The organism is Plantibacter sp. M259 (assembly GCF_006065115.1).
GTDB classification, from domain to species: Bacteria; Actinomycetota; Actinomycetes; order Actinomycetales; family Microbacteriaceae; genus Plantibacter; species Plantibacter auratus.
In genome coordinates this window covers 986837-1009529 of the sequence record NZ_CP040750.1, presented here as the reverse complement: position 1 = coordinate 1009529, position 22693 = coordinate 986837, and the positions used below count along the sequence as shown (strand labels likewise).

At 70.7% G+C, this 22693-nt stretch carries 16 protein-coding genes and 2 pseudogenes; 8 read left to right on the top strand and 10 right to left on the bottom strand.

Going from position 1 to position 22693, the window contains the following annotated elements:
* Nucleotides 1-19 precede the first annotated feature (19 nt).
* The 4 genes and pseudogenes from FGL15_RS04405 to araA all read left to right on the top strand — a co-directional run.
* Nucleotides 20-1753: a hypothetical protein gene (locus tag FGL15_RS04405; RefSeq protein WP_138945112.1), complete on the top strand. Its 1734-nt coding sequence runs from the start codon at nucleotides 20-22 to the stop codon at nucleotides 1751-1753.
* Nucleotides 1754-1986: 233 nt separating this feature from the next.
* Nucleotides 1987-3684 carry a ribulokinase gene (gene araB, locus FGL15_RS04400; protein ID WP_370282208.1) on the top strand — a complete coding sequence of 566 codons (1698 nt, stop codon included), beginning with the start codon at nucleotides 1987-1989 and terminating at the stop codon, nucleotides 3682-3684.
* The gene (locus FGL15_RS04395) at nucleotides 3681-4388 is read left to right on the top strand and encodes an L-ribulose-5-phosphate 4-epimerase (protein WP_138945110.1); all 708 of its coding nucleotides are present in this window, start codon (nucleotides 3681-3683) and stop codon (nucleotides 4386-4388) included. Before araB ends, FGL15_RS04395 begins: the two co-directional genes overlap by 4 nt.
* Before the next feature lie 175 nt (nucleotides 4389-4563).
* Nucleotides 4564-6075 (top strand): annotated as a pseudogene (araA, locus tag FGL15_RS04385) (L-arabinose isomerase); the annotation flags it as partial.
* Nucleotides 6076-6582: 507 nt separating this feature from the next.
* On the opposite strand, the gene FGL15_RS04380 reads toward araA, so the two are convergent.
* The 7 genes and pseudogenes from FGL15_RS04380 to FGL15_RS04360 form a co-directional block, all read right to left on the bottom strand.
* On the bottom strand, nucleotides 6583-7668 hold the full coding sequence (locus tag FGL15_RS04380; protein WP_138945109.1) for a hypothetical protein: 1086 nt from the start codon (nucleotides 7666-7668) through the stop codon (nucleotides 6583-6585).
* Between the two features lie 37 nt (nucleotides 7669-7705).
* Nucleotides 7706-8530 carry an alpha-L-fucosidase gene (locus FGL15_RS20745; protein WP_240773787.1) on the bottom strand — a complete coding sequence of 275 codons (825 nt, stop codon included), beginning with the start codon at nucleotides 8528-8530 and terminating at the stop codon, nucleotides 7706-7708.
* Between the two features lie 29 nt (nucleotides 8531-8559).
* Nucleotides 8560-9057 (bottom strand): annotated as a pseudogene (locus FGL15_RS20740) (alpha-L-fucosidase); the annotation flags it as partial.
* Entirely contained in the window at nucleotides 9018-9896 is an 879-nt protein-coding gene (locus FGL15_RS04370; protein WP_138945108.1) for a carbohydrate ABC transporter permease, read from the bottom strand. The pseudogene FGL15_RS20740 and the gene FGL15_RS04370, both read right to left, overlap by 40 nt.
* Complete coding sequence (locus FGL15_RS20735) at nucleotides 9893-10384, bottom strand: carbohydrate ABC transporter permease (RefSeq protein WP_240773785.1); 492 nt, start codon at nucleotides 10382-10384, stop codon at nucleotides 9893-9895. Before FGL15_RS20735 ends, FGL15_RS04370 begins: the two co-directional genes overlap by 4 nt.
* Nucleotides 10381-10803, bottom strand: coding sequence for a hypothetical protein (locus tag FGL15_RS20730; protein WP_240773776.1), 423 nt, complete (start codon nucleotides 10801-10803; stop codon nucleotides 10381-10383). The genes FGL15_RS20735 and FGL15_RS20730 overlap by 4 nt, the downstream gene beginning before the upstream one ends.
* Nucleotides 10800-12152 carry an extracellular solute-binding protein gene (locus FGL15_RS04360; RefSeq protein ID WP_168223311.1) on the bottom strand — a complete coding sequence of 451 codons (1353 nt, stop codon included), beginning with the start codon at nucleotides 12150-12152 and terminating at the stop codon, nucleotides 10800-10802. Before FGL15_RS04360 ends, FGL15_RS20730 begins: the two co-directional genes overlap by 4 nt.
* Before the next feature lie 224 nt (nucleotides 12153-12376).
* Here FGL15_RS04360 and FGL15_RS04355 point away from each other — a divergent pair, with 224 nt between their 5' ends.
* Nucleotides 12377-13357, top strand: a complete 981-nt coding sequence (locus tag FGL15_RS04355; protein ID WP_138945106.1) for a cyclase family protein — start codon at nucleotides 12377-12379, stop codon at nucleotides 13355-13357.
* A 55-nt stretch (nucleotides 13358-13412) separates the two neighbouring features.
* Here the strand turns inward: FGL15_RS04355 and FGL15_RS04350 are convergent, their stop codons facing one another.
* Together FGL15_RS04350 and FGL15_RS04345 are read right to left on the bottom strand one after the other, a co-directional pair.
* Nucleotides 13413-16295 (bottom strand): hypothetical protein, encoded by a 2883-nt coding sequence (locus FGL15_RS04350; RefSeq protein ID WP_138945105.1) that lies wholly within the window; start codon nucleotides 16293-16295, stop codon nucleotides 13413-13415.
* A complete protein-coding gene (locus tag FGL15_RS04345; protein WP_138945104.1) occupies nucleotides 16292-18181 on the bottom strand; it encodes an HSP90 family protein in 1890 nt (629 codons plus the stop codon). Before FGL15_RS04345 ends, FGL15_RS04350 begins: the two co-directional genes overlap by 4 nt.
* Before the next feature lie 329 nt (nucleotides 18182-18510).
* On the opposite strand from FGL15_RS04345, the gene FGL15_RS04340 reads away from it, so the two are divergent.
* On the top strand, nucleotides 18511-19752 hold the full coding sequence (locus FGL15_RS04340) for a multidrug effflux MFS transporter (RefSeq protein ID WP_205858686.1): 1242 nt from the start codon (nucleotides 18511-18513) through the stop codon (nucleotides 19750-19752).
* Nucleotides 19753-19963: 211 nt separating this feature from the next.
* Here FGL15_RS04340 and FGL15_RS04335 read toward each other — a convergent pair whose 3' ends face one another.
* Nucleotides 19964-20392, bottom strand: coding sequence for a YchJ family protein (locus FGL15_RS04335; RefSeq protein WP_138945103.1), 429 nt, complete (start codon nucleotides 20390-20392; stop codon nucleotides 19964-19966).
* Nucleotides 20393-20554: 162 nt separating this feature from the next.
* Here FGL15_RS04335 and FGL15_RS04330 point away from each other — a divergent pair, with 162 nt between their 5' ends.
* On the top strand, nucleotides 20555-21340 hold the full coding sequence (locus tag FGL15_RS04330) for a phosphatase PAP2 family protein (protein ID WP_240773775.1): 786 nt from the start codon (nucleotides 20555-20557) through the stop codon (nucleotides 21338-21340).
* A gap of 262 nt (nucleotides 21341-21602) precedes the next feature.
* The gene (locus tag FGL15_RS04325) at nucleotides 21603-22655 is read left to right on the top strand and encodes a LacI family DNA-binding transcriptional regulator (protein WP_138945102.1); all 1053 of its coding nucleotides are present in this window, start codon (nucleotides 21603-21605) and stop codon (nucleotides 22653-22655) included.
* The last annotated feature ends 38 nt before the right edge of the window (nucleotides 22656-22693 follow it).

Sequence of the window (22693 nt, the reverse complement as noted above, 5' to 3'; positions counted from 1 at the left end):
ACCCGGATCGATCCGACGCATGGACATCCACCACGGAGGCGAGAGCACCGGCGACCTGGCCGGTGCCCTCGCCTCCGTGCGTGGTGGCGAGGCGGCCGCTCCGCCCGAGTCCGCGTCGGTCCCGCGGGCGCTCGCGATCCTGCGGGACGGCACGCCACTGCTCGAGGTGCCCTTCGGCACGGTGCACGCCGTGCTCGGACCGGTCTCCACGCTCCGGCACCTGATCGCGCGGTTGTCCGGGACGGCTTCCGCCCCGCGCGGCGCGGCCAGAGCGTCCGGGTCCGAGACGGTGCTCGTCGCCGGTCGACCGGCGCGGCTGTCGTCCCGGGCCGCGTCGAGCGCCTCCGGGGTGGCCGTCGTGACGGCCGGGCAGGCCATCAGCTGGTCGCAGACCATCGGCGAGAACGTCCTGCTCGGGTCCGAGCGTGTGGCGGGCCTGCGGGAGACGGTCGCGCGGGTCCTCCGAGGACCCTCCAGCGACCGGACGTCCGTGGGGCAGAGCGATGCCGCGCGGATCCACCGTGCCCTGAGTATCGTCGGGCTCGACCGGTCGTCCGCGGACTCCGCCGGGGCCCTGTCGGTCGTGGAGCGTCGGCTCGTGGAGCTGGCCCGGTCGGTCGCTGCTGAGGCGTCGCTCATCGTGATCGACGACAGCGGCCCCGCCCTTCGAGCGGACGAGGTCGAGCGCTGGCGGCAGGCGATGGTCGAGGTGGCCCGAGCTCCTCGAACCGCCGCCCCCGCACCCGGCGTCCTCCTCGCGACCGGGGCCGTCACCGGGCTCGCACGGGTCGCATCGACGGCGACCGTGCTCGCCGTCGGCGGTGCCCCGTCGCCCTCGATCCGGCTGTCGGCCGTGGACGGTGAAGGCGAGGTGCTCGAAGCCTTGGCCGCCGGGCTGGGCGGCGTCGACGCGTTCCGCCCGGTCACCGGCGGATCATCGACGTCGGACCGTGCCTCATCGATCGCATCGCCGGAGACGGCCGCCGGCCTCACCGTCGAACACTGGACCGCGAGCCACCCGGCGGACCCCGAGCGGACCGTCGTCGACGACCTGTCCTTCGCCTGCGCACCGGGGGAGGTGCTCGGGCTGTTCGGTCCGCCCGACTCGGGTGCCGGGGAGGTACTGCTGAGCGTCTTCGGGCGGTCGTACGGCGCACGGACCCGCGGCACGGTCGCGCTCGACGGTGCGGTGGTCGACGTCTCGACGACGGAGCTGGCGCGCGCCGCGGGGGTGCTCTACACGACCGAGCACCCCATCCGCTTCGACCTCTCCTTCCTCGGCGGGGTGCCGTCGAGCGTCTCCCCGGACGCCCTCACGAGGATGGTCCGGCTCGGCGTGGCCGATCCGCGCCGCGACTACCGGGCGACCACCGTGCCGAGCGGCCTGGTCGCCGCACTGCCCGGCGCACACCGCGGGCCGGACGCCGACCAGTTCACCGAGTCGCTCCGGATCATCGCCGACACGGGCGCGCGCGCCGTGCTGCTCGCCGAGCCGTTCGGTGCGGCGGGCGCCTCGGGCTCCGAGGACGGACGTCGGCGGGCTGAGCGGTGCGCCCTCATCCGTTCGCTCGCGGCGTCCGGTCGGGCGGTCGTCGTCTCGAGCGAGGACCCGGCGGCGCTCGCGGCCGTCTGCGATCGAGTCGTCGCCGTCCGCGCGGGCCGGATCGTGGGGACCGTGGGCGCGGTCGGCGCCGCGGATGCCGAGCGTCTCGACGCACGCGCCGTCATCGAGGCGATGGGCGGTCTCGCATGAATCGCGATCGCATCGTCCTGTCCATGGCCACGGCAATATACAACGTTGTACACTGGAGCGCGGTCCAGCCCTGATCCACCCGACCGAGCCGCCGCCCCCACCCGCTTGCACCACAGCATCGCGAATCAACCGAGCACCAGATCGACGAAGGAGTCCCACCGGTGAACACCGAGCAGAACCCGGCCGCCAGCGCCCCCGAGCAGGCGACAGCCACGCACGCCGAGACCTACACGATCGGCGTCGACTTCGGCACGCTGTCCGGTCGAGCCGTCGTCGTGCGTGTGTCCGACGGCGCCGAACTCGGGTCGGCGGTGCTCGACTACCCGCACGCCGTCATGGATCGTGAGCTCGCCTCCACCGGCGCCGCGCTGCCGCCAGACTGGGCGCTGCAGGTGCCGGCCGACTACGTCGCCGTCATGCAGTCCGCCGTGCCGCGCGCCGTCGAGGCCGCCGGGATCGACCCCGCCGCCGTCATCGGCATCGGCACCGACTTCACCGCCTGCACGATGGTCCCCGTCATCGCCGACGGCACGCCGCTCAACGAGCTGCCCGAGTACGCCGACCGCCCGCACGCCTACGTGAAGCTGTGGAAGCACCACTCCGCGCAGCCGCAGGCAGACCGCATCAACGAGCTCGCCGCCGAGCGGGGCGAGTCCTGGCTGCCGCGCTACGGCGGCCTCATCTCCAGTGAGTGGGAGTTCGCCAAGGGCCTCCAGCTCCTCGAGGAGGACCCCGAACTCTACGAGCGCATGGACCACTGGGTCGAGGCGGCCGACTGGATCATCTGGCAGCTCACCGGCACCTACGTGCGCAACGCCTGCACCGCCGGCTACAAGGGCATCTACCAGGACGGTGCCTACCCGAGCCACGAGTTCCTCGCGGCGCTCAACCCCGCGTTCGAGCGCTTCGCCGACGACAAGGTCGCGCACGAGATCGGTGAACTGGGCGCCGCCGCCGGCACCCTGTCGGCCGAGGCCGCTGCGTGGACCGGTCTCCGTGAGGGCATCGCGGTCGCCGTCGGGAACGTCGACGCGCACGTCGCAGCACCCGCGGCGCAGGCCGTCTCGCCCGGTCAGATGGTCGCGATCATGGGCACCTCCACCTGCCACGTCATGAACGGCGACGTCCTCCGCGAGGTCCCGGGCATGTGCGGCGTCGTCGACGGCGGCATCATCGCCGGCCTCTACGGCTACGAGGCCGGGCAGTCGGGCGTCGGCGACATCTTCGCCTGGTACGTCGCGAACCAGGTCCCCGCCCGGTACACCGATGAGGCTGCGGCGCGTGGTGTCAGCATCCACGAGTACCTCACCTCGCTCATCCAGGACCAGCCCGTCGGCGCGCACGGGCTCGTCGCCCTCGACTGGCACTCGGGCAACCGCTCGGTCCTCGTCGACCATGAGCTCTCCGGCACCGTCCTCGGCCTGACGCTCACCACCCGCACCGAGGAGGTCTACCGCGCGCTGTTCGAGGCGACCGCCTTCGGCACCCGGAAGATCGTCGAGACGTTCAACGCCTCGGGCGTCCCCGTCACCGAGTTCATCGTCGCCGGCGGTCTGCAGCGGAACCCCTTCCTCATGCAGACGTACTCCGACATCCTCCGCCTGCCGATCTCCATCACGGCGAGCGACCAGGGGCCCGCGCTCGGCTCGGCCATCCACGCCGCCGTCGCCGCAGGGGCCTACCCGGACGTCCCGGCCGCCAGCGCCGCGATGGGCAAGGTGAACCGCGCTGTCTACACGCCGAACGAGGCAGCCGCCGACGCGTACGACCTGCTCTACGCCGAGTACGCGACGCTGCACGACTACTTCGGTCGTGGCGCTAACGACGTCATGAAGCGCCTGAAGCGCATCCGCCGAGCGGCCCTCGGTGGCGGCGTCGACAGCCTGCCGACCGACACCGAGACCACCGCCCTCGAAGGAGTAACCGCGTGAACACCTACTCACCCGAGATCGAGGTCGCGATCGCGCGCGTCCGGTCCGACGTCGCCAAGCTGCACGGCGAGCTCGTCCGGTACGGGCTCGTCATCTGGACCGGCGGCAACGTCTCCGGTCGGGTGCCGGGAGCCGACCTCTTCGTCATCAAGCCCTCCGGCGTCGACTACGACGACCTCGCACCCGAGAACATGATCCTCTGCGACCTCGACGGCAACGTCATCCCGGGAACGCCCGGTGCTGAGCGGTCGCCGTCGAGCGACACCGCGGCACACGCATACGTCTACCGGCATATGCCCGAGGTCGGCGGGGTCGTGCACACCCACTCCACCTACGCGGTGGCCTGGGCCGCACGCGCCGAGCCCATCCCGTGCGTCATCACGGCGATGGCCGACGAGTTCGGCGGAGAGGTCCCGGTCGGTCCGTTCTCGATCATCGGCGACGACTCGATCGGGCGCGGCATCGTCGAGACGCTGACCGGCCACCGTTCGCGCGCCGTGCTCATGCAGAACCACGGACCGTTCACGATCGGGAAGGACGCCCGCGACGCCGTGAAGGCCGCGGTCATGGTCGAGGACGTCGCCCGCACCGTGCACATCTCGCGCCAGCTCGGCGAGCCGAAGCCCATGCCGACCGAAGCGATCGACGCCCTGTTCGACCGCTACCAGAACGTCTACGGCCAGGCGCCGCAGGGCGCGCTCTAGCCCGACCGACCTCCGGTCCCTGACACCCTCCCGGTCCCTGACACCCTCCCGGTCCCTGACACCCTCCCGGTCCCTGACACCCTCCCGGTCCCTGAGCTTGTCGAAGGGCCACCCACCACGGTCCCGCCCTTCGACAGGCTCAGGGACCGAAACGACCTCAAGAAAGAACCCACCCATGCCGAAGCCCACCACCACGCTCGACCACTACACCGTCTGGTTCCTCACCGGCAGCCAGAACCTGTACGGCGAGGAGACCCTCCGTCAGGTCGCCGAGCAGTCCCAGGCCATCGCCGCCGAACTCGGAGCTGCCGCCGACGTCCCCGTGCGGATCGAGTGGAAGCCGGTCCTCAAGGACTCCGAGTCGATCCGTCGCGCCATGCTCGACGCGAACGCCGACGACAGCGTCATCGGTCTCGTCACCTGGATGCACACCTTCAGCCCGGCCAAGATGTGGATCGCTGGGCTCGACGCGCTGCAGAAGCCGCTGCTCCACCTCCACACGCAGGCGAACGTCGAGCTGCCGTGGTCGGAGATCGACTTCGACTTCATGAACCTCAACCAGGCCGCGCACGGCGACCGTGAGTTCGGGTACATCCAGACGCGTCTCGGCGTCGCCCGCAAGACGGTCGTCGGCCACGTCTCCGACCCGCGCGTCCAGCGTGAGGTCGGCACCTGGCAGCGCGCCGCTGCGGGTTGGGCGGCCACGCACGAGCTCAAGCTCGCACGCTTCGGCGACAACATGCGCTATGTCGCCGTCACCGAGGGCGACAAGACCGAGGCCGAGCTGCGGTTCGGTGTGCAGGTCAACACGTGGAGCGTCAACGAGCTGGCCGAGGCCGTGCACGCGTCGACGGACGCCGACATCGACGCCCTCGTCGCCGAGTACGAGGAGCTGTACGACGTCGTCCCCGAGCTGCGGAAGGGTGGCGAGCGGCACGAGTCGCTCCGCTACGGCGCCGCGATCGAGCTGGGCCTGCGCTCCTTCCTCGAGGCCGGTGACTTCGCCGCGTTCACGACGAGCTTCGAGGACCTCGGCGAGCTGCGTCAGCTGCCGGGCCTCGCCGTCCAGCGCCTCATGGCCGACGGCTACGGCTTCGGCGCGGAGGGTGACTGGAAGACCGCCGTCCTCGTGCGCGCCGCGTCCGTCATGGGTGCCGGCCTCCCCGGTGGTGCCTCGCTCATGGAGGACTACACGTACCACATGGAGCCCGGCAACGAGCTCATCCTCGGGGCGCACATGCTCGAGGTCAGTCCGACGCTCTCCTCGGCTCGTGCCACCCTCGAGGTGCACCCGCTCGGTATCGGCGGCAAGGAGGACCCGGTGCGCCTGGTCTTCACGGCCGACTCCGGCCCCGCAGTCGTCGTCGCGATGAGCGACATGCGCGACCGCTTCCGGCTGACGGCGAACGTCGTCGAGGTCGTCCAGCCCATCGAGGCCCTGCCGAAGCTGCCCGTCGGGCGCGCCGTGTGGAAGCCGGCACCGGACTTCGCGACCTCGGCCGCCGCCTGGTTGACCGCCGGTGCCGCGCACCACACCGTCATGTCGACCGCGGTCGGGGTCGAGGTGTTCGCCGACTTCGCGGAGATCGCCAAGACCGAGCTCCTGGTGATCGACGAGTCGACCACGACGCGCGACTTCCAGCGCGAGGTGCGCTGGAACAACGCGTACTACCGCCTCGCCCAGGGTTCTAGCCCCGGGACGATCCGACGCGAGACGGCCTCCCGCCCACCAGCGGGAGGCCGTCTCGCGTCGTGGTGTCGTCGATCGTGCGGCGCGACGACGGCGCTTGCTAGCCTGGGGCGACGCGCCGGGGGTGGCGCGCTGAGCGACGGGGGTCGACCGATGACGGATGTGTTCACGCAGACGGAGCAGCAAGAGCCGGGCGACGAGGGGACGGCCGAGCCGACGAGGCTCGGGTGGAAGCTCGCGATCGGTGGGACCGTCCTCGTCGCCGGCGTCGGAGCGGTCCTCGCGATCGTCGCAGCGACGGGCGGGTTCACCGCCGCCGACCCGGCGGCGGCCGAGCGGGCGATGGAACGGTGCATCGCGGAGCGGGCGAGCACCATCATCGACGCCGGCGACCGCACCCCGGCCGAGGCCGCCGCCGAGGGATGTGCCCTCGATGCCGAGTCGGACACGTTCCTCGACGAGTACGGCGACTGACCCGGGTCGGTTCGGGCACGTTCGGGCGTGCTACCGGAGCCCGATGATCGTGCCGACGACGAACAGCCCGAGCGCGCTCCACATGAGGATGTCGTCGACGCTCATGCGGACGGTGAGGCGCCGACCACGAGTGCTGACGCGGCCGGCCGCCGCGGCCTGCTCGTCCGCCTTCGCGCTCCGCCGGTCGCCTCGGGTCTCCCGCCACCGTGCCCAGCGTTCGACGCGGTCGTCCACGGCGTCGACAGCGGCGGCGATGTCCCGCCAATCGTCGACCTTCGTCGTGACGAGGTCCTTGGTGGTCACGAGCAGGAGCCAGTCATCGACGATCTCCACGTCGAAGCCGCGCACGTGGTCGAGCAGTCGCGCCATCACGTCGGGCGTGAACAGGTAGAGGGCATCGGCCTCGTAGCCGACCGGGCAGTACAGCTGGAAGTGGCGGTCGAACCCGCCCTCGAGGCTGAGTCGTTGCGCATCGGCCGGGGCGCCGGCGCCAGTCATCCCTCGGCGGCGTCCGTCCTGGGTGCGGAGCAGGATGTGGGGGAGTGTGACGGGCATCCGGAGCGCGCAGTAGCCGCCGAAAGGGGCCGCGAGGTTCTTGCGGTTACCGATGACCTCGTAGTCGGTGATCTCGATGCCGCGCGGCTCCCGGCTCCGGAGGACTCGGTGAAGGTTCACCGACCCGCGGCTCCGCCAGGGCATGTCGCGCTGGAGGGCGATGGGACCGACGCGGTAGTCGAACCCGTTGGCCTCGGCGAAGCTGGCGAGGCGGAGGTGTGTGCGCCGCAGGGTCCGACGCGACCAGACCCGGATCGTCATGCGGACGAGGATCACGGCGAGGAGGATCATGACCACCACGAGCGAGCCCATGCCGAAGGCGATCCCTCCCGCGTTCCTGCCGCCTTGAGCGTAGGCGAGCAGGCCGACCAGGCCGAAGAAGAAGATGCCGAACAGGCCTCCCAGCGCGCCGAGGGTGGTGGTGAGCCGTCTGGCTCGCCCGATGCGATCGCGGGCGCCGGGGTCCTCCCTGATGAAGGCTCGCCACTGCTCTCGAACGTCGTGGCGGGGGAGCGGCCGGGTGAGCGCACTCAGATCGAGTGGTTCGGGGAGCGCCTGCACGCCCTCCAGCCTAGTTCCGCGTCGAGGCGGTGCCGGCTCAGTCGGGGGCGTCCGTCGGGGCCTCGTATCCGACCGGCAGCTCGGGGACGGTGCTCGTGCCAGTGTGGAACGCGGTGACCGCGAGGAGCATCGGTATCGGCGCTTCCTCAGCGCGGCCCGTCTCGTCGGTGACGTCGGGGACGAGCGCGATCGTCAGCCGGTCGGTCGTGACCGGTTCGAACACGTGCACCCTCGAGACGCCGATGGAACCGGCTTGGACGAGCGTACGGCCGTCCGGTGTCCGGACCTCGTGGCGGTCGATGAGCTGTCCGGCGGTGAGGTCTTCGTGCAGCCGGAGGTGATCGATGGTGACCGGCTCCGCGAACGTGACGGTGACCGTCGGCCCGTCGGTGGTCAGGGTTCCCAGGATCGGCTGTGCGAAGCGTCGGTCGCGCTCCGCGGCCCAGGCGGTCACACGTTCCACATCGGCGTCGGGGAGGAGCCCGCGGGTGTCGGGTGGGAGGTTGAGGAGCAGGTTCGCGCCGAGTCCGACGGACCGGTAGAAGATCGCGAGCAGATGCTCGACCGACTTCGGCTCGTCGTCCGGGTGCCAGAACCAGCCGCGGCGGATCGAGACGTCGCACTCGGGCGGCAGGTAGAGGGCCTCCTCGAACCGGCTGGTGACGACGGTGTAGTTGCTGAAGTCGGTGTGGTCGACGACATACCGGACCGGGTCTTCGGCGAGACCGTTCTCGTTGCCCACCCAGCGGATCGTCGGGGCGCCCATGTTGAACACCATGGCCTGCGGCTGGAGTCGTTCGATGATCGCGGAGATGCCGGGCCAGTCGTAGGTGTACCCTCGGACCCGGCGCCGTCGAACCACAGCTCGACGAGCTCGCCGTAGTTCGAGCACAGCTCGGTGAGCTGACGGGCGTACACCTCGGCGTAGCGCGCCTCGTCGGCGTACTCGGGTGCATGGCGATCCCAGGGCGAGAGGTAGAGCCCCAGTCCGAGGCCCGCCTCGCGACAGGCTGCTGCGAGCTCGGCCACGACGTCGCCGTGGCCGTCCTGCCACGGTGAGGATGCGACGCTGTAGTCGGTCGTCGCGGTCGGCCAGAGACAGAACCCGTCGTGATGCTTCGCGGTGAGGATGACGTATCCGGCGCCGATCGAGGCCGCGACGCGCACCCACTGCCGCACATCGAGGTCGCTCGGATCGAAGCTCGCGGCGGGCAGGGTGCCGTCGCTCCATTCCTTGCCGGCGAAGGTGTTGACGCCGAAGTGGAAGAACACGCCGAACCCGTTCTGTTGCCAGCGCAACTGGCCCTCGGTCGGGACGGGACGGTGCTGGTGGTGGTGCGGCTGTTGACTCACTTGACTCCTCCTGCTGCGACGCCTCGGTGGAACCATCGTTGCAGCACGATGAACACCACGAGGACCGGGACGACGGCGATGATGGATCCGGCCATCACGACCCTGGGGTCGAACCCGAACGACGACGCCGAGAGTCGTGCGAGTCCGAGCGACACGGTGAACGACGACTCGCTCCGCAGGACGAGGAGCGGCCAGAGGAAGTCGTCCCACGCGGTGATGAACGAGTTGACGACGACGACGAGCATCGCGCCGATGGACGACGGCAGGAACAGGGCGGTGAACCGCTGCCACTCCGACGCTCCGTCGAGGAACGCGGCGTCCTCGATCTCGTCGGGCACCGCCGTGAACGCGGCCCGCATGATGAGCACGTTCATCGCGGAGACCGCACCGGGGAGCCAGGCGCCCACCAGGGTGTCGAGCAGGCCGAGCTCCTGGGTCATGAGGAAGAGCGACACCATGATCGACTCGAAGGGCACGACCATCGACACGATCAGCACGGTGAAGGTGACCCGTCGCCCCCGCCAGCCTCGTCGGGAGAGCATGTACCCGGCGGCGGTCGGCAGCACCACCTGGGAGGCGATGGTGAGTGCGCAGACGATCGCGCTGTTCGTCAGGTAGGCGTCCATCGGGATCTGCTGGAAGATCGTGACGTAGGCGTCGAGGGTCGGCAGCTGTGGGAACAGGGTGGCGTCGCGCCCGAAGAGTGCTTCGCCGGAGCCCTTGAGCGAGGACAGGAACTGCCACAGCAGCGGACCGACGGAGATGAGGAGCACGATGAGGAGGAGCGCGTACCGCACCGGTGTCGTCCTCGACCAGCGTCGACGCCGACGCCTCAGGAGCGGTCGTGCGGGCGGTTGCTCGATGCGCGCGCTCATGCGTCCTTCTCCCCGCCGAAGCGCTGCGCCAGCACGGCGAACACGGCGGTGAGGGCGAAGAGCGCCACGCTCGCGGCCGCGCCGTAGCCCGCGTTGCCGGTGATGGGGTCGAGTGCTGCGTCGCGGATGAAGAACGGGAGCGTCCGCGCCTCGCCTCCCGGGCCACCGGTGGCGCCGCCGAGCAGGTAGACCTCGCTGAACACGCGGAGCGACCCGATGCCGGCGAGCAACCCGACGAGGAGCATCGTGAGGCGGGTGCCCGGCACGGTGATGGTGAGGAACCGACGCGTCGGGCCGGCGCCGTCGAGCTCGGCCGCCTCGTACAGCTCACGGGGGATGTTGGAGAGCGCCGCCAGGTAGAAGATCAGGTACCACCCGAGCCCACGCCACACCGTGAGGGCGATGGCGCTGAGCAGGATGAGCGATCCCTCGGAGAGGAACGGCACCGCCTGCTGGATGAGACCGACCCGCTGGAGCGCCGTGTTCACGGGCCCTGTTCACCGAGGAGGTTCTGCCAGACCAGTCCGACCGCGACGACGGACGCCACGATCGGAGCGGCGTAGGCGGAGCGGAAGAACCCCATCCCGGGGAGCCGGGTGTGGACGAGCTGCGCGAGCAGCAGTGGCAGGACGACCAGCAGTGGGACGGCGATGAGTGCGTACAGCACGCTGTTTCCGGTCGCCGACCAGAACGCGGGATCCTGCAGGATCGAGCGGTAGTTGTCGAGGCCGACGAACGCTCCACCCATGCCGAGCGGGGACGTGTCGGTGAACGACAGCGCGATGGTCCCGATGAAGGGCCCGACGCTCCAGATCGTGATCATGAGGAGTGCGGGTGCACACCACAGCAGTGGCACCCAGGGCGGTCGATAGCGCGCCGCCCCGTTGAGGTGGATAGCGGTCGTCATCGGGCGTCGGCTCCGATGACCCGGTTGGCCGCGTCCTGGGCGGCCCGGAGCGCCTCACGCGGCGCCTTCTTCCCGGTGAGCGCGAGCTGGATCTCCGAGTTGACCGCGTTCGCGACCGCGTCACTCCACTGCACGATGGTGACGATCTCCGCTTCCTCGGCGAGGTCGACGGCGAGGCGGTTCGCTTCGTCGATCGGTGCGGTCCCGGTGATGTCCGTGAGCTTCGGGATACCGAGCGACTCGGTGGTGCTCGGGAAGTTCTGGATACGCGGGTCGCTGATGAAGCGGTTCTGCTGCTCGGCGGCGAGCAGGAATCGAGCGAACGCGATGGCGGTGGCCGGGTTGGTGCTCGTGCTCGGGACAGCGATGGTCTGCACCTCGGCGATCGCCGTGCCGCGGCGGTCGAGGAGGGACGAGACGCCCACATGCTCGTACACGCTCGGGTTGCCCTCCTGCACGTACCGGAGCGACGAGGCGTTCGGTGAGCCCCAGACGGTCGCGCCCTGGGTGAACAGGGCGGTGGGCTCGTCGTCGGACGCGATCGAGTCCTTCGGGATGCCGCCGGCCAGCGCGAGTCGCGTCATGCGCTCGGTCCACTCCTGCACGGCCGGATCGTCGGCGAAGACGAACGCCGAACCGTCGTCGGCGATGACCTCGGCCTCCTGCAGCTGCCATTCGAGCGGGAGTCGCAGACCGAGACTCGCGGAGAAGGCACTGAACTCGCCGTTCGACCGTTCGGCGACCTGATCGGCCGCGTCGAAGAGTTCCTCGAAGGTGGTCGGCGGGTGCTCCGGGTCGAGCCCGGCGCGCTGCATGAGCTCGGTGTTGTACGTCTGGAGGCCGATGAGGCCCCAGTACCAGGGGAGTACGTAGTGGTGGTCGTCGCCCGGGAGGACCAGGCTGTCCCACAGGCTCGGGATGAAGTCGTCGCCGATGCCCGGTGACGCGGCGTCGAGGTCGGCGAGGAAGCCCTGTTCGCGGAGCCCGCCGGCGGTTGCGAGCGGCATGTTCACGACGTCGGCCAGCGAGCACGCCTGCGCGTCCGCGACGAGCCGGGTGGCGAAGCTGCCGTCGCCAGGGTCGTCCTCCCAGGTGACGGTCGTGCCGGGGTAGGCGGCTTCGAACTCCTCGATGAGTTCGGTGAAGTACTCGGAGAACGAGGCCTTCAGCGCGGTGGTCTGGAAGGTGATCTCACCGGACGGCGTCGCGTCGACCGGCGTCCCAGCGGCGAACTCGTCTGCGATCGCGCAGCGACCGACGCGCTCGCCCCCGGCGTCGCCCGTGCACGCGGAGAGCACGGCCAGGGTGGCGGCTGCAGCGGCGATCGACAGGGTTCGTTGGTGCTTCATGGGGCTCTCCTCGTCCGCGGACGGATTCGTCAACCGTCCTTGCATATCGAGGATAAGCATGAGGTATGTGATATGCAAGCCCTGTGTACAAAAGCCTCATGAGGGCTGCTTGTGGAGTGCGCTCAGCCGTCGAGTCGAGGGAACCCCGCGGTCATGGCCGGATATCGGTGGCCCATGGCCGGGAATCCCTCGGCAGGGTTCGCGGCACCCGTCAGAATGAGGGCATGACCGAACAACGCGCCGTCCTCGATGCCTCCGTCAGCTTCCTGAACGGTGGCGGACTCGCCGTCGAGGACTTCCGCCTCGACCTGCCGCCAGCCATCGCGCAGGCGAAGGGGAAGGCGCAGCAGCAGGAGGTCGGTCGGCTGCTCGTCACGCACCTCGGGCTCGCGATGGTCGGCGAGATCCGCATCACCAAGCTCGAGATCGTGCGCGAGCAGCACAAGGGCTCCCGCGGGATCCTGGCGGCGGCCGCGGCGGCCGGGCTCGAGATCCCGGACACCGCAGCGCAAGCGGACGCCGTGCGCCCACGCCCGGAGGGCGCGCTCGTCGAACTCAGCCACCCGATCCGTGCCGGCCTCCGCACCTACCCGGGGCTGCCGGAGCCCGTGATCCGTCCGTTCCTCACGCGCGAGGACTCGCGCCCGAAGTACGCCGAGGGCACCGAGTTCGCGATGGACATCATCGAGATGGTCGGCAACACCGGCACCTACCTCGACAGCCCTTACCACCGCTACGCCGGCGGCGGGGACCTCGCGAGCCTGACGCTCGAGCAGCTCGTCGACCTCCCGGCCGAGGTGTTCCACCTCCAGGATTCGACGGAACGCGGCATCGGCGCGAACGCCCTCCTCGACCGCGAGCTGCGCGGGACCGCCGTCCTCCTGCACACCGGTTGGGACCGCCACTTCGCGACCGAGGCCTACACGAAGGACGCTCCCTACCTCGCCGAGGACGGGGTGCGGTACCTCGTCGAGCAGGGCGTGGTGCTGGTCGGCATCGACTCCATCAACATCGACGACACCGAGCCGGGGTCCGGGGGCGAGCGTCCGGCCCACTCGCTGCTCCTCGAAGCCGGGATCCAGGTGGTCGAGCACCTCACCGGCCTCGAGGAGCTCCCCGCGAGCGGCGCCGCCTTCACCGCGACGCCGCCACTCGTCGAGGACTTCGCGACCTTCCCCGTCCGCGCCTTCGCGCGACTGCCCTAGGCGCGGTCCGAAGACCGTCCTCGCGGTGCCGTCGGCGCGCTGAGGACGGTCCCGATCACTCCTCGATCTCGGCCCGGAGCAGTGCCGCATCGGTGTGCTGCTCAAAGCGCTCGTACGCGTCCGCGAGCTCGGCCGTGACCGTCGTCCAATCGGGCGAGCCGGCAGGGAGGCGCCCGCGAGCCGAACGGAACAGGTCGACGGCACTGGCGTGGTCGTCGACGGCGACCCGCGACCTCGCCGCGAACACCTCGGCCACCGCCGCGCCGTTCTCGTCACCGGCGGCCACGAACCCCGCAGCGGCGAGCCGAGCCGTCGCCGTCGCGTCGTCGGCACGTCCGAGCGCACCGAGCGAGCGTGCCTCCGAATCGGTGATGTCGGCCACGAGCCACGCCGCCTCGTGCGCCGAGGCGATGTCACGAGCCTCCGAGTAGAGCGGCAGCCCGGTGTCGTCGCCGAAGGCCGCCCGTGCGCTCGCCGCACGCTGGAGTGCCTGGACGAGGAGCTGCGGGTCGCCCAGACGGCGAGCGGCGGCGAGTGCCTGGTCGATGACCTCGATCGCGTCGTCGTCCTCGAACTGGACGAGGAGCGTGCTCAACCCGAAGCCGGTGCGGATGACCACCTGGTCGTTCCCGACGGATGCGGCGTCGTCGATCGCGGCGCGCCACACGCCGTACGCCATGCCGTGTTCACCGATCATGCGCGCGGCCTCGCCCATGTTGGCGAGCAGGTCCGCGAGCTCACCCGGCGCGGCGTGCTCACGCTTCGCCTGGTAGACCTCGTCGTAGTGCTCGAGCGCCGTGGCGGCATCGCCCGCGAACTGGAGGTACCGCGCGAGCTGGAGCGTGAGCGAGTCGAGGTCGGCGTACTCCGCCCGCTTCGCGTGGGTGATCGCGAGCTGCATGCGGGCAGCGGCCTCGCGGTCGCGGTCGGCGTCGCTCAGGAGGGCCGCCGACAGCGAGCACGCCTGGATGATGCCGAGCCGGTTGCCGAGGAGTGTCTGGAGGGCGACGAGTTCGTCGGCGAGCGCGACCCCTTCGGCGAAGGCCCCGGCCCCGCCGAGCATCCGGGTGCGGAGCGTCAGTGCGGGGAGGCGGACCGACGCCCGCTGCCCGGGCTCGAGGAGTGGGTCGAGGAGCTCTGCCGCCTCCTCGATCCGGCCGGTCACGGCGAAGAGGTGCGCGTGCAGGAGACGGGCCGGCGGGCCTGCCTCGCCCGGGTCGTCGACCGCGGCGGCGAGCACGGCCTCACCCGCGAGCCGATCGGCGATCCCCATGAACCGTTCCGCGGACTCCTGCCCGGTCTGCGCTCCCGCCAGCTCGAACGCATGGCGTGCGGTGACGACGAGCGTGTGGATGAGCCGGTCCGCGTCGACGGGCACGAGACGGGCGTCGTCGAGCTCGGCGAGCAGGAGGGTGAGCCGGTCCTCGGTCGCCGTGCCGAGGAGGGCCACGCCGAAGCGGGCCTCGACGTCGGCGACCGCGACGCGTCCGGCTGCACGGAGCGCCGTGTCGCGGTCGGTCCAGGCCGCCCCCGCGCGGTCGTCGTCGCCCTCGATGACCGCTGCCTGCGCGATCGCGCCGAAGAGCCCGGCACGGAGGTTCTCGTCGGGATCCGCGTCGTCCGCGAGGAGCGCGAGGCCCTGCTCGGCGGCGACGATCGCGCCGCGTGGGTCGGCGCTCTGCAGGAGCGCGGAGGTCCGCTCGCGCCACTCGGCGGCCGTGGTCGCCGGTTCCGGCTCGGCGACCGGGGCTGCGAACCCCTCGACCGACAGCGGGAGGTCCCAGTGTTCGGTCGCGAGTGCCCGCGCGGCCTCGAGTCGCTCGGTGCGGAAGCCGTTGCCGTTGCGTTCGTCGAAGGCACGGGTCAGGTGCTCGGCGGCCGCCCAGGCGCGCGACGCGACCGCGGTGACGGTCCAGTCGGCCGGGTCGGTCGACTCGCTGCCGAGGTACCGGGCGAGGTCCGGGGCGTCGGCACCGCGCACGGGCAGATCACCATGACCGGCTCGGGCGACGGCATCCAGCAGGACGCCGACCGCGATGAGCCCGTCGGCGTGCCCGGACAGGTTGATGGGGTCGTTGACGAGGGTCGGCAGGTGGCGCTCGAGCATCGCCAGGCCGCGCGCCTCGTTGCCCGTGACGGCGCAGAACACGAGGTGGTCGGCGATGATGCCGAACCCGTCGGCGTTGGAACGGGCGACCCGGTAGCTGCGCTGGTGCGCCGCCTTGGCGTCGTCGAACCGGCCGGCGCGGAGGTAGGGGAGGAGCGCCTGTGCCTCGCTCGTCTCCGGCTCCTCGCCACAGCTCATGCGGTTCTCGAACATCTCGTCGTAGATCCGGATTGCTTCGTCGTCGTGCCCGCGGAGCTGGTGGAACCAGGCGTCCTCGTTGCGCACGCACGCTTCGCAGTGGCTGTACCGGTCGTCCTCGATGGTCGAGCGGCGTTCCAGGAACGCGGCGGCCTCGTCGAGGCGACCGGTCACCGTCGCGATGTGGAACTGCGACTGCACCACGCCGCTCATCGTGGCGCCCGCTGCCGCGTACCTCGTGCGCATGTCCTCGTGCATGGCCTCGATCTGCGCGAGCGAGAAGGTCGGGTTCGTCGAGAGTCGGCCGGCCATCCACTTGTACTGGAACAGCAGGTCGCAGCCGTCGACCGTGATCGGGAAGCGCTCCGGGTCCGCGTCGTGCTTGCCGACGCACCAGCCGAAGGAGCTGAACATGGCGTCGGTGTCGCCCGTCATGTGCGCCGACTGGGTCAACCGCATGCGGGTCGCGTACGCGGCCTCCTCGTCGCCGGCGGCCTCAGCCCGCCGGAGTGCCTCGTCGAGCAGGGCGCGCTCGGCGGGACCACACGGCAGGGTGTCGGCCTCCTCGAGGAGGTCCTGGACGCTCGCGTCTGGGTCGATGTCGTTCACGGGGGTGGCGGTGGTGTCGGTCATCGGAGTTCCTTGTCGTCGAGACCGACACTGAGGCCGATCAGGTCGGTCATGGCTGCGTCGAGCATGCGGCGGTCGCGTGCTTCGAGGGGGCGGTGCCCGGCGAGGAGCGCCTGGACGTACAGCAGTTGGATGCTGCGCTCGAACACGAGGTCGTCGTCGAGGGTCGCCAGGCGGCGGACGAGCGCCGCGTTCCAGTTGAGGCAGAGCCGGGCGGCGGTGTCTGCCTCTGTGCCTCCCGGGCCCGCATCGGCGAGGAAGGAGTCGACGGCCCCGACGACCTGCGACCAGATACCCGGCGCGACCGAGGCGGCCCGGTGCCGCTCGAGCCGTCGGAGTACGGACGGGTCGGCGACGTACAGCGCGGCGAGGTCGTCCGGCCGGTACCGGCGCACCGAGACCCGGCACTCGACCTCGGCGAGCACGCGGCTGGCGCGGTCCTCGAGTGCCGTCGTCGCGGCGAGGTCGTCCAGGTGCGGCGGCTCGAGGTTGTCGAGCTCGTCGGCGACCGTCACCCGTTCGACCTGAACGCCGTCGATCAGGTGGGGCAGCCGCTCCAGGATCTCCTGGTCGTACACGTACCCGCCGTTGACGATCGGCGAGGCCGGATCGACGACCGCGGCGATCTGACGGAACTCGTCGCGGGATGCCGTGTACCGGATGACGCCGGTCTGCGACAGATGTTCGTCGATGGTCATCGTGCCGGCGGAGGTCTCGATCGGGAGCCACCGGACGACGGCGCTCGCGAGGTCGTCGTCGTGGGCGGCGATCGCCTTGATGCCGAGCTGGTGGACGCCGATGAACTCCTGGAGTCGGTGCGGCCGCTGGCGGGCGAGGTCGAGGATCCACCGTCGCAGTGTTGCGCCGATGGCCTCGCGGGTGAACTCCAACGCGTCGTCCTGCACGAGCTGCTCGCGCGACGCCGTCGGGCGGAGCCCCGTCGTGTCGACGATGCAGCGGACGAAGAACGCCCACTCGGGCAGCAGGTCGTCGATCTGTTCGCTCAGTAGCATGCCGCCGAGGTAGACCCGGCTCGCCTGCCGGGCGCCCGGCGGAGGCGGTGAGGGGAGGACGAAGGCGGTGCCGCGGGTGCCGGTGCCTGGCACCACGATCTCCACGGCGTCGAACGGGCGCGTCCCGAGCAGGTCCTCCCCGAACGCCAGGAGTGCCTCGCGAGTGGTCGCCTCAGCCGTCCGGAACACCGGGTCGACGTTGATGCGCACCGGGTGGTCGGGTGCGGAGGGATCGACCACCCCGACGTCGAGGTCGAGGAACCGTCCGAAGGTCGTGGCGAGGCCGAGCACCGTGCCGTGCCCGAGCAGACTGCCGTCGTGCAGTGGACCGTCGATGCGTGGGTCGAGTACGACCTCCGAGCCGATCGGCATGGCGGCGGTCGTGGCGTCGTCGAGTTCGCGGATCGTGAACGTGCCGTCGGCGTCGCCGATCCACTCGATGGCCGGACCGCCACGAGCCGAGCGACTGCGGACGGTGATGGTGTCGGCGACCATGAAGCAGCTCAGCAGCCCGATACCGAACCGACCGAGGTAGTCGCCGCGCTGGAGTTCGTCGAGGTCGCCGCGCTTGGAGCTGCGGCCGACCGTCGCCAGCAGCTCGGCGGCTTCGTCGCGGGTGAGCCCGATACCGTCGTCGCGGAAGCGGAACGGCGAGCCCGCTTCCGAGCCGGACCGTGGCACGTGCGGGGTGATGAGGAGTCTGCCGGGAGGCGCCGTCGGGTCCTCGGCGCGACGGGCTGCGACGGCGTCGCGTCCGTTCTGCAGGAGCTCACGGAGGTAGACGCGCGGTCCCGAGTAGATGTGGCGGCTGAGCAGGTCGACGACTCCGCGGAGATCGACCTGGAACGGCAGCGGGGCTCGGGAGTGGTCTGGCATGGCTCTCTTCCGTCGGCGGCTACGGGGCCTGCATCGGGGGTATATGCAGGGTGGATCGGGCTCCAGGCAGGCGGACCGCGACCGGTTCGTCTGCAGCCGGATCAGCCTAGCGAACGTCGTGAAACGGATGCTGGGCGGTCGCCTGGGAGTCGTTGAGACGACCCTGCTCCCCAGGGCCTGTGGAGCGAGGTCGACGCCGATCGGTCGTCCGGGGGTGTCGCGAAAACGCGTCCCCGACTGCTAGCCTTGACGCCGATTCTCGAATCGATTCGACATCGATTCGGACCACCCCTCCACCCCCCCGCACCTCGCTAGGAATCCGTTCACCAGTGCACACCGCAGGAATCACCGTCGTCCACCCCGGGGACTCGCTCTCGGGCAGGCAGCGCCTCGTCTACATCCTCGTGCTCGGCGCGCTCACCGCGCTCGGGCCGTTCACCATCGACCTCTACCTGCCGGCGTTCCCGATCCTCGAACAGGACCTCGACGTCCCGGTCAGCCTCATCCAGCTCACCCTCACCGGGACCACGATCGGCTTCGCGGTGGGTCAGCTCTTCATGGGGCCCTGGAGCGACAAGGTCGGCCGGCGTCTCCCGCTCATCCTCGCGACGAGTATCCACATCCTGGCCTCGGTCGGCGCCGCGTTCGCGCCCGACATCGGGTGGCTCATGGTGTTCCGCGTGCTGCAGGGTGCTGGCGCGGCGGCCGGTGGTGTCGTCGCGATGGCGATGGTCCGCGACCTCTTCGGCGGGAAGCCGCTCGTGCGGATGCTGTCGCGACTCGCGCTCGTCAACGGCCTCGCGCCGATCGCCGCCCCCGTGATCGGGTCGCAGCTCCTCCTCGTCCTCGACTGGCGCGGACTCTTCGTGTTCCTCGCCGCCTACGGGCTGTTCGTCGTCATCGCGGTGTCGCTCTGGATCGTCGAGACCCTTCCGCCGGCGCGGCGTCGCGACGCCGGACACAGCACCGTCCGCGACCGCTACCGCTCGGTGTTCAGCGACCGCGTGTTCGTCGGTGTCGCCCTCATCGGTGGCATGAGCTTCTCGGGCCTGTTCGCCTACCTCTCGAGCTCGTCGTTCCTCTTCCAGGAGGTCTACGACTTCGACGCACAGGAGTACGGCCTCCTGTTCGCGGTGAACTCGCTCGGCATCGTCGCCGGCGTGCAGATCTCGTCGCGCCTCATGCGCTGGTACGGGCCGCAGTGGATCCTTGCCTGCACGACCATCGTGCAGCTCATCTCGGCGGTCACGATCGTCGCGCTGACGATGGCCGACGTCGGGCTGTTCGGTGTGCTGGTGCCGCTGTTCTTCTTCATCCTGTCGTGCGGCTTCGGCTTCCCGGCGGTGCAGGTGCTCGCACTCGCGAACCATGGGCACGAGGCCGGGACGGCGGCGTCGCTCCTCGGGGCGCTCAACTTCGGGCTCGCGGGACTCATCTCGCCGATCGTCGGGGTGCTCGGGATCGGTACCGCGATCCCCATGGGTGCCGTGATGGCCGCGACCTCGGTCGTGTCGGTGTGTGCGCTCTGGTTCATCGTGCAACCGAAGAAGGTCCCGGCCCTCGCCGGCTGACCTGGTGGGTTGCGCCAGCGCGGTGCGCTGACGTGAGCGCGGGCTTGTGGCGTGAGCGCGGGTCTCCGGAGCGGCGCGCTCAGGGCTGCGACCCGCGGTCACGCCGGTTCAGGCTCACTCGGGTGGCCGCACCGCGCTGACGCCGGTTCGGGGCCGTTCGGGCCAGCGCACCGCGCTGACACCGGCTCGGGCCCGGGCGAGCGGGTCCCGGTCAGGCGGAGGGGTCCACGCCATCGACGTACGCCCACGCGCCGGTGTCCTTCGAGAACCGACTCCGTTCGTGTTGGCTTCCTGCGGAGCCCCGCACGCCGGGAACCTTGTGGTGCGCGACGAACTCGACCATCCCCTCGGTGTCGAGCAGGCCCCCGCGGGAGGTCGCGACGATGTCGAGCCGGTACCAGCGGAGCGAGTCGTCCAGCTCGAGCGACGCCGGCCTGGTCGACGGATGCCAGGTGCGCAGCAGATACTCCGCGTCGCCGACTGCGAAGGCCGAGAACCGCGACCGCATGAGCGCCTCTGCGGTCGCCGCCACCGACTCGCCTCGGTGCAGGCGCCCGCAGCAGGTGCCGTACGTCTCACCGGACAGACAGGGGCACCGCGCGTCGTCGGCGAGAGGGGCGGTTCGGGAGTCGGTCGTCACCGCTCCAGTATCGCCCGTCTGACTCGCGGGTCGTGCTCGTCGGACATCGGTCGCCACTGCCCGTCCGCGCAGATCCGGCGGTGCATCGACGCGGCGATCCGCGCGTCATCCTCCTGGCGCAAGCCCACGCGTGAGACATGCCCGACACGGCATGATGGGACGATGACGGCACCCGACGACCACGACGACCCAGCAGCTGCACCGGCTCCCGAGGTGCACGAGGCGGTCTCGCCAGCCCTCGACGAGTCGGGTGCGCTCGCGATGGATCCGGACCCGGCGTCGATCCGGCCCGATCCGAAGCTCGCCGCGAAGGTCTCCCGGCGGTGGCCGTTGATCAGCGGCGCGATCGCCGTGGTCCTCGTCCTCCTGCTCGGCGTGCTGCTGTTCCAGCGCGGTCCGAACGCCCCGTTCGGGTTCGACGAGGAGTGGATGCAGGAGATCCTCGAGGAGCGTTCACCGTGGCTCGTCCAGGCTGCGCTCGTCATGAACTGGCTCGGCGGCGGGGTCGTCGCGATCTTCGTCGTGCCGCTGCTCGGGATCGCCGTCCTGCTCCTGCTGCGCCGCCCGTGGGCCGCCCTGTACTTCGCGGTCGTCTCCGCCCTGAGCGCTGGAGCGGTGCAGATCATCAAGAACATCGTCGGTCGCTCGCGGCCCGAGGACATCCTCGTCCATGCGGACTTCGGTTCCTTCCCCTCGGGGCACAGTGCGAACGCGGCGACCATCGCCGTCGCGTTCGGGATCATCTTCCCGAGGGTCTGGGTGTGGTTGATCGGTGTCGCCTACACGCTGCTGATGATGCTGTCGCGGACCTATCTCGGCGCCCACTGGGTGAGCGACACGATCGGCGGGCTGCTGCTCGGTGCCGGTGTCGCGCTCATCATCGCCGTGCCGTTGCTGCACCGGATGTCGACCGAACCGAAGAAACGGGTCCCACTCACCGACGGCTGACCGAGTGGACGCCGGTCGCTTGATGCCCGTCGTCCGGCGCTCGTCGTTCGTGTTCGGTCCTGACGCCAGCGCGGTGCGCTGACCCCAGACCGCCCGGATGGGCGTGAGCGCGGGTCCACCGCGTGGGCGCGCCCCTCCGGAGGCCCGCGCTCACGCCACAGACCCGCGCTCGCGTCAGCGCACCGCGCTGGCGGCCACGACACCCCGTGCCGGCGGAGCGGTAGTCTGCTGACAGCCGGGAGCCGGCCGGGGGAGGAGACGCGTGTCGATCACGATGCACGACGTCGCCGCACGCGCGGGCGTCTCGATCAAGACCGTCTCGAACGTCGTCAACGACTACCCGCACGTGAGCGATGCGACCCGCTCCAAGGTCGAGAGCGCGATCGCCGAACTCGGCTACCGCCCCAACCTCTCGGCCCGGAGTCTCCGCTCAGGTCGGTCCGGCGTGATCAGCCTCATCATCCCCGACCTCCGCAACGCCTACTTCGCAGAGCTCGCGGACGCGGTCATGCGTCAGGCTCGCGCGCGCGGGCTCTCGGTGCTCATCGAGCAGGTCGCCGGCGGTCGTGACGTCGAGCTCGAGATCCTCCGCGGGCCGCGCATGCAGCTCGTCGACGGCATCCTCTACAGCCCGCTCAGCCTCGACCGCGACGACAGTGCGCTGCTTCCGGACGGGCCGATGGTGATCCTCGGTGAGCAACTGTTCGACGGCGACCGCGACCACGTCACGATGGCCAACGTCGACGGAGCCCGCGCGGCGACCGAACACCTGCTCGCGCAGGGCAGACGGCGCATCGTGGCACTCGGCACCGACCCGCACGACACCCTGGGCCCGGCCGCGCTCCGTCTCCAGGGGTACCGGGAGGCGCTCGAAGCCGCCGGGATCCCTGCCGATCCCGCCTACGTCAGCACCGTCGTCAGCTGGCACCGCAGCGACGGGGCGAACGCGATGCGGGAGGTCATCGCCGCGGGCCTGCCGTTCGACGGCGTGGTCGCCTTCAACGATGCGATGGCCCTCGGTGCCATGCGCGTCCTCCAGGACGCCGGGCTCCGCATCCCCGACGACGTCGCGATCATCGGCTTCGACGACCTCGACGAGACGCGCTACGCCCTCCCGACCCTGTCCACGGTCGACATCGGCCGCGAGGAGATCGCCGAGCGCGCCGTCGAGCTCGTGATCGAGCGGATCGCCGCACCCGGGCAGCCGGAGGCTCCGCGCGCGATCGTCAGCGGCTTCCGCGTCGTCCCGAGGGAGTCCACCGGTTCTCCGACCGCTCGGGGGCAAGGATCCGGGGCCGCTCCTTCAACGTTGTAGAGTGCGTACAGGGCGGCCGGGCATGCCGCCGCCGAGGA